Consider the following 14333-nt stretch of genomic DNA (forward strand, 5'->3'; position numbering starts at 1 on the left):
TGAGTGGGACGGTCGGGTCGGGGCCGGGGCGTCGGAGCCGGTCAGGCGTCCGCGAGCTGCGGGATCACCTTGCTGCCGAAGAGCTCGATGGCGTTGAACAGCTCCGGTTCCGGCATGCCGCCCATGTCCATGTAGGCGAGATGCGTGGTGACCTTGAGCTGCTCGCTCAGCCGGGAGATCCGGTCGACGACCTCGTCGGGGCTGCCGACGATGGCGGGGCCCTTGGTGGTGAGCCAGTCGAAGTTGAAGGGACGCTGGTTCTGCTTCGGGACGGCGGGGTTGATCTGCGCGAGCAGCTCGTTCATCCAGGCGTGGTAGGCGGCGTACCGCGGTTCCCACTGGTCGCGGGCCGACTTGCTGTCGGCGCCGACCCAGACGTGCCATCCGGCGCCGATCTCCGGCTCCCAGTCGTGGCCGAACTCCTCCCACTTGGCGAGGTAGTGGTCCACGACCTTGGTGAAGAACGACGGGTCGCCGAAGGCGCTGGGAAGCATCAGCTTCCATCCCAGGCGGGCGGCGAGCTCGACGGACTCCAGGGAGCTGCCGCCGCCGATCCACATGCAGTCGCGGGCGGCTTGGATCGGGGCCGGCTGGAGGGACTCGCCGTTGATGGAGGGCCGGAACCGCCCCGACCAGTGCAGGGGTTCACCGGTCCAGAGCTGGTCGACGAGCTCCGCGTTCTCCTTGAAGCGGGCGGCGGACTCGTCCAGGCTCTGGCCGAAGAGGGTGTAGGTCGAGGCGAAGAAGTTGCCCCGGCCGTGCACGACGTCGACCCGGCCGTCCGACAGCACGTCGACCGTGGCGTAGTCCTCGGCGATGCGCAGCCCGTCCAGGTTGGCGAGCAGGGTGACGGCGGTTCCGAGGCGCAGGGTGGTGGTGCGCTCCGCGATGGCGGCGAGGACGACGGGCGGTGCCGAGTAGATGTACTCGATCCCGTGGTGCTCCCCCATGTTGATGCCGTTGAAGCCGGCCGACTCGGCGAGGACGGCCATCTCCGGGAACATCTTGTAGCGGCGCGCGTTGGTGCTCCGCTCACCGGTCACGGGGTCGGTGACGAGGTCACCCAGCGACATCAGGTTGAACTTCATGGAGCCTCTTTCGCGTCAGGCCGGCAGGGCACTCACAAGGAGCCTTACGGAGCATTAATCTAACACCCTTGGGTTAAGGGGTCAATCGTCGAGGAAGGCCCGGATGGCCTCGACGAACGCGTCGTTGCGGTCGCCGACGACCATGTGTCCCGCGCCGTCGAGGGTGACCGCGCGGGCCGTGGGCATCACGGTGAGGAACTCGCCCACCTCGTCCTCCCGGACCACGTCGCTGGCACCGCCCGCGACCAGCAGGGTGGGCACGGTGACCGACTTCGCGGCGGCGACCGCGTCGTCCGGCCGGACCAGCGGGTCGGGGCCGTCGCCCGCCTCCCGGAGGATGGCCGGGTCCCAGTGCCACCGCCATCGTCCGTCCGCACCGCGGCGCACGTTGCGGTGCAGTCCCTCGGTGTCCGGACGACGTTCGGCGGAGCGGTACGCGGCGACGGCCTCCGCCACCTCCTCCAGGCTGTCGAAGCCGTCGAGGTGGGCCGTCATGAACCGTTTGATGCGGGCGATGCCGTCCGGGTGCGGGCGGGGGGTGATGTCGACCAGCACCAGACGCTCGGTCAGACCGGGGCGCCGGGCCAGCCCCATGAGCGCGGTCATGCCGCCGAGGGACGCGCCGGCCAGGCATGCGGGGCGGCCCCCGCCCACCTGGTCCAGGACGTGTTCCAGGTCGTCGACGTAGCGCTCGATGGAGTAGTCCCGGTCCGCGGCCCAGTCGCTCTCGCCGTGTCCGCGGGCGTCGTAGGTCACGGCCGTCCAGCCGTCGCCCGCCAGGGTCTCGGCGGCACGGCTCCAGGAGTGCCGGGTCTGGCCGCCTCCGTGGAGCAGCACCACCGAGCCGCGTCCGGGGCCGGGCCCGGCCGGTTCACGCACGTCGGCCACGATCCGCCCGGCCGTGCCGCGCAGGGCCAGGGATACCCGGTGCACGGTCACCTCCGGCCCGCGGACGTGATCCGCAGCGCACCGAGGATCTCGTCGTTGTGCTCACCGAGCAGCGGCGCACCGCGCCGGACACCGCCCGGTGTCCGGCTCAGCTTGGGCACCACACCCGGCATGGGGACGCTCTCGCCGTCCAGGGACGGATCGGGCACCTCCACCACCATCTCCCGGGCGCGGTAGTGCGGATCGCCGAGGATGTCGGGCGCGGTGTAGATCCGGCCGGCGGGCACCCCCGCCCTGTCCAGCACGTCGAGGAGTTCGTCGACCGTCTGCCCGCGCGTCCACCGCGCGATCTCGGCGTCCAGTTCGAGCTGGTGCTCGCCGCGCAGCAGATGGGTGGCGTAACGGCCGTCCGGGGCGGCCCACTCGGGGCGTTCCATGACGGCGGCGAGCCGGCTGAACACGGTGTCCTTGTTGGCCCCCATGACGATCCACCGCCCGTCGGACGTGGGGTAGACGCTGGAGGGCGCGATGCCCGGCAGCAGTGGTCCGGAGGGACCGCGCACCTTCCCCAGCTTCACGAACTCGGGGAGGATCGATTCCATGTACATCCACGTCGCCTCGTAGAGCGCCACGTCGATCACCTGGCCCCGGGGCCCCGGACGCAGATGGCCCGACAGCAGGGCGAGCAGCGCGCCGATGAAGCCCTGGGTGCCGGCGAGGGCGTCCCCGATGGAGACGCCGACCCGCACGGGCGGCCGGTCCGGTTCGCCGGACAGGTGCCGGAAGCCGCTCATCGCCTCGGCGATGGAGCCGAACCCGGCCCGGTCGCGCAGGGGGCCGGTCTGCCCGTACCCGGTGATGCGGACCATCACCAGGTCCGGGTTGTCGGCGTGCAGGTCCTCGGGGCCCAGGCCCCAGCGCTCCATGGTGCCGGGGCGGAAGTTCTCGACGACCACGTCGGCCGTGCGGGCCAGCTCGCGGAAGGCGGCCTGCCCCTCGGCGTCGCGGAGGTCGAGGGTGACCGACTTCTTGCCGCGGCCGATGATGGGCCAGTACAGCCCCACGCCCTTGTAGAGCCCGCCCCAGCGGCGCATGTCGTCCCCGGTCGGGGGCTCGACCTTGATGACCTCGGCGCCGTGGTCGGCGAACAGGTGGGCGCAGAAGGGCCCGCTGATGATGTGTCCGACCTCCAGGACGCGCAGGCCGGCGAGCGCGCCGCCGTCGGCGGACGCCCGGGCGGTCATCGGTCGAACCCGTTCTGCGTCAGCCAGCCGTCGATGTGGTCGACCGCGGACTGGAGGTGTTCCTTCTGGCCGCTGTAGTAGTGGTTCGCGCCCTCGATGACGCTGAGCTGCTTGTTTTCGTGGGTGATGGCCTCGTAGATGGCCCGGGGGTGGGCCGGCGGGCACGCGTCGTCGCGGGAGTTCTCCAGCAGGAGCACGGGGACGCCGACCCGGGCCGCCGCGTCGACGGCGTCGACCTGGGCGGTGTCGAAGGACCACTGGGAGAGCCAGCTGCGGGTGGTGGTGAAGCGGCCCAGCGCCGAGGGGCCGTCGTTGACCAGGCGGGGGTCGCCGAGGTAGGAGCCGGGGGCCCGGTCGTTGGGGTCGACGCAGAGGTCCAGCCAGCGGGGGTCGGCCATGGTGCCCTGCACCACGAAGCAGTGCTCCTCCTGGTGGCGTCCGGCCGCCTTCAGATCGGCCAGCCGCTCCTGGGCGTAGGCGGTGATGCGGCGGCTGCGGGCCACCTGGGCCGCGCGGTACTCGGCCAGGAACTCCGCGGTGTACGGCGGCTGATGGGGGTTCTGAGGGGAGTACAGGTTCAGGTGCGGGTCGCGCTCGTCGGGGCGCGACTCGTCCAGGATCGAGGCGTCCAGGAAGTCGGTCAGCAGGTGGTGCCGGCTGCGGTGGGCCGCGAGGATCATCACCCCGTCGGCCGGGGTGAGCCGGGTGTCGGCGAGCGGGGTGTGCTCCCCCGCGCCGGTGAGCTTGATGACCGGCTTCTCGGCCTCGGCCTGATAGCCCATCATCAGCGAGCCGCCGCCGCTCCATCCGGCCAGGACGACCCGCTCGTAGCCGAGGCGCTCCTTGGCGTCCTTCACCACGGCGCCGAGGTCGAGGAGGACGTTCTCCATGATCAGCGCGGCGTCGCCGTTGCTGTAGCGGGTGCCGGCGGCGACCACGTGGAATCCGGCGCGGGCCAGCGCCGAGAACATCGGCAGGTAACCGGGGGATCCGATGGGGTGCATGGCGACCACGCAGGTGGTGGACGGGTTCTCACCCCGGAGCAACTGGGCCTGCAGCACCACCGAGTCACCGATCGTGCCGTAGACGTCCTTGCGGGTGGAGTTGTCCCGTTGCACCACGAGGTAGGGGGTGCGGGTGTACTTCACGGACCTGTCCGCGGGCATGGGCGTTCCTCCAGTGCTCGACGTCGTGCGGGTCGGCTGTCCGATGCCGTCCACAAAACCATACAGCGTTTGGATCCTGATGTGCAGCTCTGACCGGGACCGGGGTTCTCCCAACGGCCCGGGCCCTACCGGGGGGATGACGGGTCGATGCCTTCCGGAGACCGGCTGCCCGCGCCGAAGGGCCCGTGGGAACGCCGGCACCGCGGCGGACCGCGGTGCCGGCCCCCACGAGCCCGGCGGGAACCGTCCGAGCGGTCCCCTACGAAGAGGTGTCCCGCGACAGGTAGCCCCGGCGCTCGCCGGAGACGAAGGTCTCACGGGCCTCGTGGGCGTCACCGCGCAGGTTGAGTTCGAGGGTCAGCGCGGTCTCCTGGCGGTACAGCGGGCCGATGTCCCGTCGGGCGCTGCCGTTGATGGCCTTCTTGGCCGCCCTGACCACCGACGGCCGCTTGGCCGCGATGAGCCCGGCCAGCCGCCGGGCCTCCACCGCCACCGACTCCTCGTCGGGCACCGCGACCACGGTCCCGTACGAGGCCAGCTCCCGCCCCAGGACCGGCTCGCAGGTGAGCATGGCCTGGCGCAGCCGCTTGTCCGGCATCAGGCCCATCGCCTGGACCGCGCCGCCGGTGGCACCGTTGTCGACCTCGGCGAGCACGAAGCGGCACTCCTCGTCGGCGACCACGATGTCGCAGGCCCCGGCGACCAGGACGCCCAGCCCGATGCAGTACCGGTGGACGGCCGCGATCACGGGGGCGGCGCACTCGTGCAGGGCCACGGTCAGGTCGGTGGAGCCGTTGACCTGCCCGAGGATGCCCTCGAAACCGGGCAGCCGCTGGACCTCCTTGACGTCACCGCCGCCGATGAAGCCCCTCCCCTCGCCGCGCAGGACCACCGCGCGCACCTCGGGGCGCGCGCCGACGCCCTCCACGGCGGTTGCCAGCGCGGCCAGGTCCTCGATCCCCACGGCGTTGACCGGCGGGGCGTCGACGACCAGTTCGAGAACACCGTCCTCGGACAGCTTCTGGTGGATGGGCACGGTCTCGTCCTTCGCTCAGCGTCCGCGTTCGTCGCCGGTCAGCGACGGGACCTTCGGGTGCGGCATGGGGTGGGCCAGGGGCGGGGCCTCGTCGGGCGCCTCGGCCCGGCACATCTCGACCGCCTTGGCGTAGGCGGCGACCTGCCGGTCCTCCAGCTCGTAGTCGAACCTTCCGGTGTACATCGGGTACGCCTCGGGGGTGGGCGGGTTCTCCCGCAGCCACTCGACGGTCTCCACGAGCGCGTCGTACGCCGTGATCACGTCCCGGTGACCGAGCTGCGTGCGGATCTTGGAGGCGTCGACCATCATGTGCGGCCGGGAGGCCGGCGCCAGGAACTCGTTGACGGCCGAGGGGGCGATCAGCGAGGGGATGCCGACGAAGTCGAGCGGCCGCCCGCAGATCTCCGCCACCACCTCGGCCCACTGCCGCAGGGTGAACTGGTCGTCGTCGGCGACGTTGTAGGACTCGCCGTCGGCCACCTCGGGCCGGTCGACGACGGCCATGATGCCCGCCGCCGCGTTCCGGGCGGCGCAGCGGAAGATCACCCACAGGCCGTCGTCGGGCAGGATCATGTACTTCCGGCCGTCCTGGATCCGCTTCAGCACGGCCCACTCCCACGGCACGATGTTGCGTGGGCCGTAGATCTGCGGGTACCGGACGTAGGTCGCCTTGTAGGCGCCGTTCGCGGCACGCTCCATCACCGAGCGCTCGGCGTTCAGGATCTGCATCGCGAACTTCGCGGGCACCTCGGCGGTGTCGGCCAGCGGGCTGTCCTCGCGGGCGTTGATCTTCATGCCCCACGGCTTGGAGCCCTGCGGCTCGATGAAGCCGCGGTAGACCGGCACACCGCCGACGCAGATCAGCTGGTCGGTCCGGCCGGCGAAGAACTCCCCGGTCACCCGCATCCGCCCGTAGGTCGCGACCACGAGGTCCCACTCCTGGCCGCCGACGGCCTCCTGGAGCGTCTCGGCGAAGTGCGGGTCGGCGTGCAGGTGCCGGACGTCGGGCAGACCGGGCGGCTCGTGGGCGCCGCGGTGCAGCATGGTGACGTCGTGGCCCCGGTCGAGCAGCCCCTGCAGGATGTGCGGGCCGGTCGGACCGGTACCGCCGATGACCAGTGTCCTCTTGCTCATGGCTCAGTCCTCGATTCCACGGCTGACCGCGGGGGCCAGTCCTTCGCTGAAGGCGGTCTGTCCGCCGTCGACCGGGATGACCGCGCCGGTGATGAAGCTGGAGAGGTCGGAGGCGAGGAACACCACCGCCTGCGCCATCTCCTCGGGGCGGCCGACCCGGTTCAGCAGGTGGGAGCGCTCGACCTCGCGCAGCCGCTCCGCGGGCAGACCGCTGCGCAGCGCGGGGGTGTCGAAGACGCCGGGCACGATCGCGTTGCAGCGCACGCCCCGCGCCCCGTAGTGCACCGCCACCGTGCGGGTCAGCCCGATGATGCCGGCCTTGGCGGTGTTGTAGCTCATCCGCCAGGTGGCGCCGGTGACGCCGCGGGTAGAGGCCATGTTGACGATGCTGCCGTTCCCGGCGTCGAGCATTCCGGGCAGCACGTGCTTGCAGCCGAGTGCCGCTCCGGTCAGGGTGACCGACAGACTGGTGTTCCACGCGTCCAGGTCGAGGTGGAGCGGGTCGCGGTCGCGGTCCATCACCGGTCCGGCGGTGAGCGCCGCGTTGTTGTGCAGCACGGTCACCGGCTCGGCGAACTCGCGGCGCGCCGCCGCGACGGCCTCCTCCCAGGAGGCCTCGTCGGCGATGTCGAGGACCACCGCGGCGGCCGTACCGCCGGCCTGGCTGATCGCCTGCGCGGTGGCGGTCGCGGTGTCGCCGTTCACGTCGGTCACCACCACCTTGGCGCCCGCCGCGGCGAGGGCCTCGGCAGAGGCCCGGCCCATTCCGGAGCCGGCGCCGGTGACCAGCGCGACCCTCTCGTCCAGGGAACCCATCGTCGTGTTCTCCGTTCACCTCGGCGTAAAACCAAACAGTGTTCTATCAGGGTCGGCGACACGGGGGAAGAAGGGTCAGTCCCCGGCGCGCATGTGGTCGTCCAGGAGGGGCGGCCGGTCGGTCGTGAAGTCCTCGGGCAGATATCGCTCGGCGAACTCGCGGGTGTCGTAGAAGTAGTCGCGGACCCAGCGGATGCGGCCGTCCTCGACCTTGAGCGTGCCCATCACCTTGAACGAGTGGAGCAGTTCGCCGTCGGCGCCGACGGCGTCGTCGTACCGCTCGGTGAGGACGTGGGGGCCGTCGGCGGCGGCGTGCACCAGCTCGAACCTGAAGCCCGCCACCCCCTTGCGGGCCTTCGCCTTCTCCAGGTCCGCCACCAGCTGCTCCAGGCTGGTCACCCGGGGCGGGTCGAAGCCGGCGGAGGCCCACCACAGGTCGTCGTGGCACAGCCGCCGGGCGGTCGCCACCATGTCGTCGTGGGTCGGCCCGAAGTGCGCGAAGAAGTCGCGCACCACGGTCAGCGGATCGGTGTTCACACCCCCTCGCCCCCTTCCCGGACCGGCGGGCCCGGCACGGACCGGGCGTTCTCGTGGTCGTAGCGGTAGGTCGTGAGAACGGTCTCGTCCTCGCCCTCGTGGAAGCGGCGGACCAGGTCGGCGAAGTCCACGCCGTGACCGACCGGGTGGCGGGCGAAGGCCGGCGAGCGCAGGAACGCGGTCGCCTCCTCGTTGCCGCGGAACCGGTCGATCTGCAGCTCGGCCCGGTTGCCGTCCGGGTCCTGGTAGTAGAGCGACAGGGTCGGGCCGTGGTTGACGGCCCAGGTGGCGTCGGTGCCCCGGCCCTTGAGCCGCTCGTACGTGGCCACCAGGTCGGCCAGGCTCGCGTAGGTGAACGCGATGTGGTCCAGGCCCGCCGTGTGCCCGGCGGGGCCTTCGAGGTCCGGCGGCCGGACGATCGCGATCCGGTGGTGCTCGTCGTCGAAGGTGAGGAAGCCGATGAACTCGTTCTCGAACACCACCTCCGCCTGGAGCAGGTCGGCCCACCAGTCGAGCATCGGCCGCAGCCGCCGGGTGCGGAGCACCACGTGGGCCAGCCGGGCGGGCACGACCCGTCGGGCCGTGCCCCCGTCCACGGTCACCGGCCGAGCTCCTCGACGAGGTCGCCGTCGCGCCGGCCGGCCGGCCCCGCCGTCTCGTGCGGGTCGGCGGACCCGGAGGTGCCGGAAGGCTCGTCGGCCCCGCCCCCCAGGTAGGCGCTGAGCACCCGCGGGTCGTTGCGCACCTCGTCGGGGCTGCCGTTGACGAGGACGGCCCCGGCGGTCAGCACGGTCACCTCGTCGCAGGCGGCGAGCACCATGTCGATGTTGTGCTCGACCAGCAGGATGCCCATGCCCCAGTCCTTGGCCAGGCGGCGCAGCAGCGCGGCGAGGTCCTGTGCCTCGGGGTCGCTGAGGCCGGCGGCGGGCTCGTCGAGGCAGAGCACCGAGGGGGTGCTGGCCACGGCCCGGGCGATCGCCGCGAGGCGGCGGTGGCCCATGGAGAGTTCGCCGGGCTTCAGGTCGAGTTCGCCGAGCAGGTTGAACTCGCGGGCCGCGGCGAGCGCCGCGCCGTTGAGCTGGATGCGGCCCGGCCGCACGAAGTCGGCTCCGTACTTCAGGGGGCTCCACTGCTCGCTGGCGATGGCGAGGTTCTCGCGCAGGGTGAGGTCCTCGAACAGCTCCAGGGACTGGAAGGAGCGGCCCAGGCCGGCCTTCAGCCGCTTCTGCGGCGACAGGCGGGTCAGGTCGGTGCCCTCCAGGTCGACCGTTCCGGTCTCGCACCGTACGAAGCCGGTGACGGCGTCGATGACGGTGGTCTTGCCGGCGCCGTTGGGGCCGATCAGGCCGTGCACGGTGCCGGGTTCGACGGTGAAGGTGGCGTCGGCCACGGCGACGACGTTGCCGAAGCGCACCCGTACTCCGGAGACGGTGAGCCGCTTGGGCGCCACCGGTTCGGCCCTGACGGCCTCGGCGGCCGCGGCGTCGGCGGCGTCGGCCACGGGCTCCGCCTTCCTGCGGCGCAGCCTGCGTCCGATGCCCTTGACCAGTTCGACGTTGACCTGCCAGAGGCCGGACGGGTTCTGCACCAGGATGACCAGCAGCATCAGGCCGCTGATCAGCGGGAGCCAGGACTCGATCGCGTGGATGCCGGAGAACAGTTCGGAGCCGACGCCCGACGGCATCAGCGTGCCGCCCATGACACCGCCGCCGACGTACCCGGCGCCGCCCACCACGGTCATGGCGACGACCACGATGGAGTTGAAGGTGTCGAAGTTGACGGTCACCACGCTGAAGCTGCGGAAGGTGAGCACCACACCGGCGATGGCCGCGATGCCGGCCGCCGCACCGAACGCGAACAGCTTGGCCCCGAAGACGCTGACGCCCAGGGAGGCCGCCGCACGCTCGTTGCTCCGCACGGCGAGCAGCCGCCGGCCGACGGCGCCGCGGCGCAGGTTGAGGACGCCGACCGCCACGAGCACCAGCAGGACGAGCGCCATCACGGCGTAGTTGCCGGGTGCGAGCAGGCCGCTGACGTTCAGTCCGAGGATCTCGATGGGCGGGACGACGATGCCGCTGGTGCCGCCGCTGTAGTCGCTGTTGTTGAGGACGATGTTGTAGATGACGACGGCGAGGCCGAGGGTGACGATGGCCAGGTTGATGCCGCGGGTGCGCAGGGCGGGCAGTGCCACCAGCACGCCGAGCAGCGCGGTGACGGCCACGGCACCGACGAGGGCGGCGAGGAAGGGCCACTTCAGGTCGGCCACCAGGCGCGCGGCGACCAGGGCGCCGAAGCCGGCCAGGACGTACTGGGCGAGCGAGAGCTGCCCGGCGTAGCCGGTGACGAGCACGATGGACACGCACAGGATGGCGAAGCCCATGGTGACGGTGACGGCGTTGGTCCAGGCGGTGTCGAACACCGAGGAGACCAGCCACGCCATGACCGCGGTGACGACGATCGTGGGGACGATCCGCACCTTGCCGGAGCCGACGTCGATCATGCGGTCCAGTACGTGGCTGCGCAGCGGGATGCCGCGTCCGCGCAGCACCATGACGACGACCACGATGATGAAGGGCACACTGGCCGACCAGCCGGGCGCGCTGACGTAGCGGGCCAGCAGGGACTCGACGACCCCGAGGCCGATGGCTCCGGCGAAGACGATCGGGAAGGAGTTGAAGTTGGCGATGAGGCCGACGGCCAGGGCGGGGATCACCAGCATCGCGAGGACCTGCGGCTGCAGGTAGGTGATCGGCGCGATCAGGGCGCCCGCGAGCGCGCTGAGGCCGGCGCCCAGGGCCCAGTTGACGGTCGCGATGCGCTCCGGGGAGTGTCCGAGGCTCGCGGCGACGCGCACGTTCTCGGCGACCGCGCCGGTGGCACGGCCGAACGTCGTGCGGCGGTAGACGAACCAGAGGGCGGCGGTGGAGGTGGCGCCGAGGAGGAAGAGGATCATGCGGTCGGCGCCGACGTAGACGTCCGGGGCGACCTGGATGCCGTTGGTCGGCAGCAGCGACGGCGCGGCCTTCAGGTCGCTGCCGTAGATGAGCACGGCGGCCGAGGTCAGCACCATCAGCACGGCCAGGGTCGAGATGACCTTCAGCAGGGCCGAGGCTTCCTTCATCGGTCTCAGGATCAGCAGCTGCACCAGTGTGCCGAGGACGGCGCCCACCACGACGGCGAAGACCAGGCCGAGCCAGCGCGGGAGAGAGAAGCCCACCACGGCCTGGTAGTAGGCGTAGCCGCCGACCATCACGAAGCCGCCCTGGGCGAAGTTGAGGATGCCGGATCCCCGATAGACCAGTACCAGCCCCTGGGCGATCAGCGCGTAGAGCGCACCGGCTCCCAGGCCGATGAGCACATACCGGAGGATGTCCATGGAGGTGTCTCCTGTGAGTGGTGAGGCCGGGTCGAGCGCGTCAGTCGGCGCTGTCGTGGTCGGAGAGGTAACGGCGCCGGATCTCTTCGTCACCGTCGGCGGAGTCGCCGCTGGCGACGAGTTCGCCGCGGCGCATCAGGTACCAGCGGTCGGAGGCGCCGAGGGCCCGGCGCGCCTGCTGCTCCACGAGCAGGACCCCGATGTCCAGCGTGGTGGCGGCTTCACGGAGGGCCGCGAGGAGCCGGTCGACCACGATCGGTCCCAGGCCCAGGGAGAGTTCGTCGGCGAGCAGGACCTTCGGCCGCCGGGCGAGCGCGCGGCCGAGGGTGAGCATCTGCTGTTCGCCGCCGGAGAGGAGTCCGGCGCGGCGGTCCAGCAGTCCGCCCAGTTCGGGGAAGACCTCGACGGCCGGCTCGATGCCGCCGCTGCCGAGGAGCAGGTTATCCCGTACCGACATCGACATGATGACGGAGCGTTCCTCGGGCACGAAGCCGAGGCCGGCCGCCGCCCGCTTGTGCAGGCCGCCGGTGAGTGGTGCGCCGAACCAGCTGATCTCCCCGCCCAGCGGGCGCAGTTCGCCGGCGAGCGTCAGCAGGGTGGTCGACTTGCCGGCCCCGTTGGGCCCGAGCAGCGCGACGATCTCACCGGCGCGGACCTCGAGGTCCAGCCCGCGTACGACGGCGAGATCGCCGTAACCGGCGACGAGCGACGTCGCCCGCAGGGCGGCGGCTCGCGCCGTGCCGGGCTCGGTGTGGGCGACTTCAGTCACGTCATCTCCCTCAGCGGTGGTGGGGCCGGGTACGCCGCCACAGCGTGGTGGTGACCGGCTCGCACAACGTATTAAACGCTGTTTGGTTTTACGCCTGCACCAAGTTCGGCACAAGGTCTGCGCGCGGCCGGTTTCTCGCGACACCTGACGTGAACACATCCCTTGATGTCCCGAGCCGCACAGCATTAACCTAACTGCGTTTCGTTATGTGTGGCAAGGACTCCGCCTCCCAGGGCAAGGACCCCATGAAGCGAAGACTGTTCTCCACCCTCGCCGTCACCCCTCTCGTCCTCGGTTCGCTGGCCGCCTGCGGAGGATCCGACTCCGGCTCCACGGCCGCCGAGGGCCCGATCAGGATCATGTCGATCGGCTCCTTCGAGACTCCCGTCTTCTCGACCCCCCAGGTCGAGACGGCGCTGCGGGCGAAGATCGCCGACATCAACGCCAACGGCGGCATCGACGGACGCGAGGTCGTCCTCAAGATCTGCAACGACAAGTTCGACCCCAACGAGGCGACCTCCTGCGCCCAGCGCGCGGTGTCCGACGGCATGGTCGCCGTGGTCGGCGGCGCCTCCCCGTTCTCCCCCCAGTTCCTGCCGGTCCTGGAGGCCGCGAAGATCCCGCTGGTGGCCGGGAGCGCCAGCTCGGGTGCGGTGGAGCTGCAGAGCGAGGTCTCCTTCCCCGTCAACGCGGGCGCGCCCGGCATGTCGCTCGGCACCGGCCGTCTCGCCGCCGAGGCGGGCCCCTCCACGGTCGTCATCGCCTCCGACAACGAGGGCTCGCAGACCGGCGCGGACCTGAGCATCCAGGGCGCCGAGTCGGCCGGCGCCAGGATGACCAAGGTCACGATGAAGCTGGGCGCCCCGGACGTCTCCGCGACCGTCGCCCGCGCCCTGCAGCTGAAGCCGGACGCGATCGCGCTGCAGGTCGTCACCGAGGACGCGCTGAAGGTGGTCAAGAGCCTGCGCCAGTCCGGTTACCGGGGCACGCTCACCGCTCCCGGCTCCCTCTTCCCGCCGGCCAGCCTGGAGGCGCTCGGCGAGTTCGCCGAGGGCGTCCGCATGACCAGCCGGGTGGTGCCGCCCACGTCCACCGACATCCCCCAGGTCAAGGAGTTCCTCGCCCAGATGAAGGCCGAGGACCCCGAGGCCCAGACCGACGACCTCGCCCTCAACGCCTGGACCGGCATGCACCTGCTGGCCGAGGTCCTGAAGGGCCGCGAGATCACCGACGGCGCCTCCGTGATCGCGGCCTTCGAGGCCGTCGACGAGCCGATCGAACTCGGCACCGCGCCGGACTACACCGGCGTGCCCGCGACACCGGACGCCAGGACCTACCCCCGGGTGCCGAGGTTCGCCACGGTCGGCAGCACCGTCAAGGACGGCGAGATCGTCCGTGACGGCGACTTCTTCAACCCGCTGGAGCTGTGACCGTGGACGCCGTCGTCGTCACCGGGGGCGCCAGCGGCATCGGCGCGGCCACCTGCCGGTACCTCACCGAACAGGGCTACCGGGTGGTCGTCGCCGATCTGCAGCGCGCCGAGGGTGAGCGGCTGGCCGGTGAACTGGACGGCCTCTTCGTCCACCACGACGTCGGGGACCCGCGGTCCTGGGACGCGCTCCTGTCCGCGGCGGTGGACCGCTTCGGTCCGCTGTACGGACTGGTGGCCGCCGCCGGGATCAAGAGCGAGTACCTCCTGGACAGCCCGCCCGACCCGGTCCTGTTCCACCGCACCGCCACGGTCAACCAGCTCGGAGTGATCCTCGGGGTCCAGATCGTCGGGGAGCACCTGCGGGAGCAGGGCAGGGGCTCGATCGTCAACATCGCCTCCGGCGCGGCGATGCCACCGGCGCAGAGCCCGGACCTCGTGTACGTCAGCACCAAGTGGGGGGTGCGCGGGATCAGCCGGGTCGCCGCGCGCCGGCTCGCGCCGCACGGCGTACGGGTCAACACGGTGCTGCCCGGGCTGGTCCGCACCCCGATGATCGCCGGCATCACGGAGCGGGACCCCGGGCGGGTCACGGCCGTCGAGTCGGCCATCCCGATGGGGCGGATGGGCCGCCCGGACGAGATCGCCCGGGCGGTGTACTTCTTCGTCTCCGAACTCGGCTCGTACGCCACCGGCGCGGAGCTGGTCGTCGACGGGGGGTCCCTCGCCTGAGGGACCCGGCACACGGCGGGGCGGGCGGCCCACGCGGCACGGGAAACCGGGGACACCCCGGCCCCGGTCCGGTGGCCGCACCGCCCCGCCGTGTGCCGGGTCCCTCGCCGGCGGGCCG

13 protein-coding genes are annotated in these 14333 nt (G+C 71.6%); 2 read left to right on the plus strand and 11 right to left on the minus strand.

Features of this window, described 5'->3' with window-relative positions; translation table 11 throughout:
• Positions 1 to 41: 41 nt before the first annotated feature.
• From B7L92_RS07770 to B7L92_RS07820, 11 genes are all read right to left on the minus strand, one after another.
• Positions 42 to 1088, minus strand: coding sequence for an LLM class flavin-dependent oxidoreductase (locus tag B7L92_RS07770; protein ID WP_081236716.1), 1047 nt, complete (start codon positions 1086 to 1088; stop codon positions 42 to 44).
• Positions 1089 to 1169: 81 nt separating this feature from the next.
• Entirely contained in the window at positions 1170 to 2021 is an 852-nt protein-coding gene (locus B7L92_RS07775; RefSeq protein ID WP_081236717.1) for an alpha/beta fold hydrolase, read from the minus strand.
• 2 nt (positions 2022 to 2023) lie between these two features.
• On the minus strand, positions 2024 to 3220 hold the full coding sequence (locus tag B7L92_RS07780) for a CaiB/BaiF CoA transferase family protein (RefSeq protein WP_081236718.1): 1197 nt from the start codon (positions 3218 to 3220) through the stop codon (positions 2024 to 2026).
• Complete coding sequence (locus B7L92_RS07785) at positions 3217 to 4386, minus strand: acetylxylan esterase (protein WP_081236719.1); 1170 nt, start codon at positions 4384 to 4386, stop codon at positions 3217 to 3219. Before B7L92_RS07785 ends, B7L92_RS07780 begins: the two co-directional genes overlap by 4 nt.
• A gap of 259 nt (positions 4387 to 4645) precedes the next feature.
• Positions 4646 to 5422, minus strand: coding sequence for an enoyl-CoA hydratase-related protein (locus tag B7L92_RS07790; RefSeq protein ID WP_081236720.1), 777 nt, complete (start codon positions 5420 to 5422; stop codon positions 4646 to 4648).
• 15 nt (positions 5423 to 5437) lie between these two features.
• The gene (locus B7L92_RS07795; protein WP_081236721.1) at positions 5438 to 6556 is read right to left on the minus strand and encodes a Rossmann-fold NAD(P)-binding domain-containing protein; all 1119 of its coding nucleotides are present in this window, start codon (positions 6554 to 6556) and stop codon (positions 5438 to 5440) included.
• Between the two features lie 3 nt (positions 6557 to 6559).
• The gene (locus B7L92_RS07800; RefSeq protein WP_081236722.1) at positions 6560 to 7372 is read right to left on the minus strand and encodes an SDR family NAD(P)-dependent oxidoreductase; all 813 of its coding nucleotides are present in this window, start codon (positions 7370 to 7372) and stop codon (positions 6560 to 6562) included.
• A gap of 75 nt (positions 7373 to 7447) precedes the next feature.
• Positions 7448 to 7909 (minus strand): limonene-1,2-epoxide hydrolase family protein, encoded by a 462-nt coding sequence (locus tag B7L92_RS40560; protein WP_081236723.1) that lies wholly within the window; start codon positions 7907 to 7909, stop codon positions 7448 to 7450.
• Positions 7906 to 8511: a VOC family protein gene (locus B7L92_RS07810; RefSeq protein WP_107501404.1), complete on the minus strand. Its 606-nt coding sequence runs from the start codon at positions 8509 to 8511 to the stop codon at positions 7906 to 7908. The genes B7L92_RS40560 and B7L92_RS07810 overlap by 4 nt, the downstream gene beginning before the upstream one ends.
• Entirely contained in the window at positions 8508 to 11285 is a 2778-nt protein-coding gene (locus B7L92_RS07815; protein WP_081236724.1) for a branched-chain amino acid ABC transporter permease/ATP-binding protein, read from the minus strand. The genes B7L92_RS07810 and B7L92_RS07815 overlap by 4 nt, the downstream gene beginning before the upstream one ends.
• Before the next feature lie 40 nt (positions 11286 to 11325).
• The gene (locus B7L92_RS07820; protein WP_255310805.1) at positions 11326 to 12054 is read right to left on the minus strand and encodes an ABC transporter ATP-binding protein; all 729 of its coding nucleotides are present in this window, start codon (positions 12052 to 12054) and stop codon (positions 11326 to 11328) included.
• 245 nt (positions 12055 to 12299) lie between these two features.
• On the opposite strand from B7L92_RS07820, the gene B7L92_RS07825 reads away from it, so the two are divergent.
• Both B7L92_RS07825 and B7L92_RS07830 read left to right on the plus strand, forming a co-directional pair.
• Positions 12300 to 13484, plus strand: coding sequence for an ABC transporter substrate-binding protein (locus B7L92_RS07825; RefSeq protein ID WP_159461005.1), 1185 nt, complete (start codon positions 12300 to 12302; stop codon positions 13482 to 13484).
• Positions 13481 to 14215: an SDR family NAD(P)-dependent oxidoreductase gene (locus B7L92_RS07830; protein WP_081236727.1), complete on the plus strand. Its 735-nt coding sequence runs from the start codon at positions 13481 to 13483 to the stop codon at positions 14213 to 14215. The genes B7L92_RS07825 and B7L92_RS07830 overlap by 4 nt, the downstream gene beginning before the upstream one ends.
• Positions 14216 to 14333 lie beyond the last annotated feature (118 nt).

The organism is Streptomyces viridosporus, assembly GCF_002078235.1.
In the GTDB taxonomy this organism is placed as follows: Bacteria; Actinomycetota; Actinomycetes; order Streptomycetales; family Streptomycetaceae; genus Streptomyces; species Streptomyces viridosporus.

Bases quoted from the DNA above. Each gene is read 5' to 3' on its own strand.
- B7L92_RS07770 (WP_081236716.1), bottom strand. From the start codon at position 1,088: ATGAAGTTCAACCTGATGTCGCTGGGTGACCTCGTCACCGACCCCGTG.
- B7L92_RS07800 (WP_081236722.1), bottom strand. From the start codon at position 7,372: ATGGGTTCCCTGGACGAGAGGGTCGCGCTGGTCACCGGCGCCGGCTCC.
- B7L92_RS07795 (WP_081236721.1), bottom strand. From the start codon at position 6,556: ATGAGCAAGAGGACACTGGTCATCGGCGGTACCGGTCCGACCGGCCCG.
- B7L92_RS07825 (WP_159461005.1), top strand. From the start codon at position 12,300: ATGAAGCGAAGACTGTTCTCCACCCTCGCCGTCACCCCTCTCGTCCTC.
- B7L92_RS07785 (WP_081236719.1), bottom strand. From the start codon at position 4,386: ATGCCCGCGGACAGGTCCGTGAAGTACACCCGCACCCCCTACCTCGTG.
- B7L92_RS07780 (WP_081236718.1), bottom strand. From the start codon at position 3,220: ATGACCGCCCGGGCGTCCGCCGACGGCGGCGCGCTCGCCGGCCTGCGC.
- B7L92_RS07815 (WP_081236724.1), bottom strand. From the start codon at position 11,285: ATGGACATCCTCCGGTATGTGCTCATCGGCCTGGGAGCCGGTGCGCTC.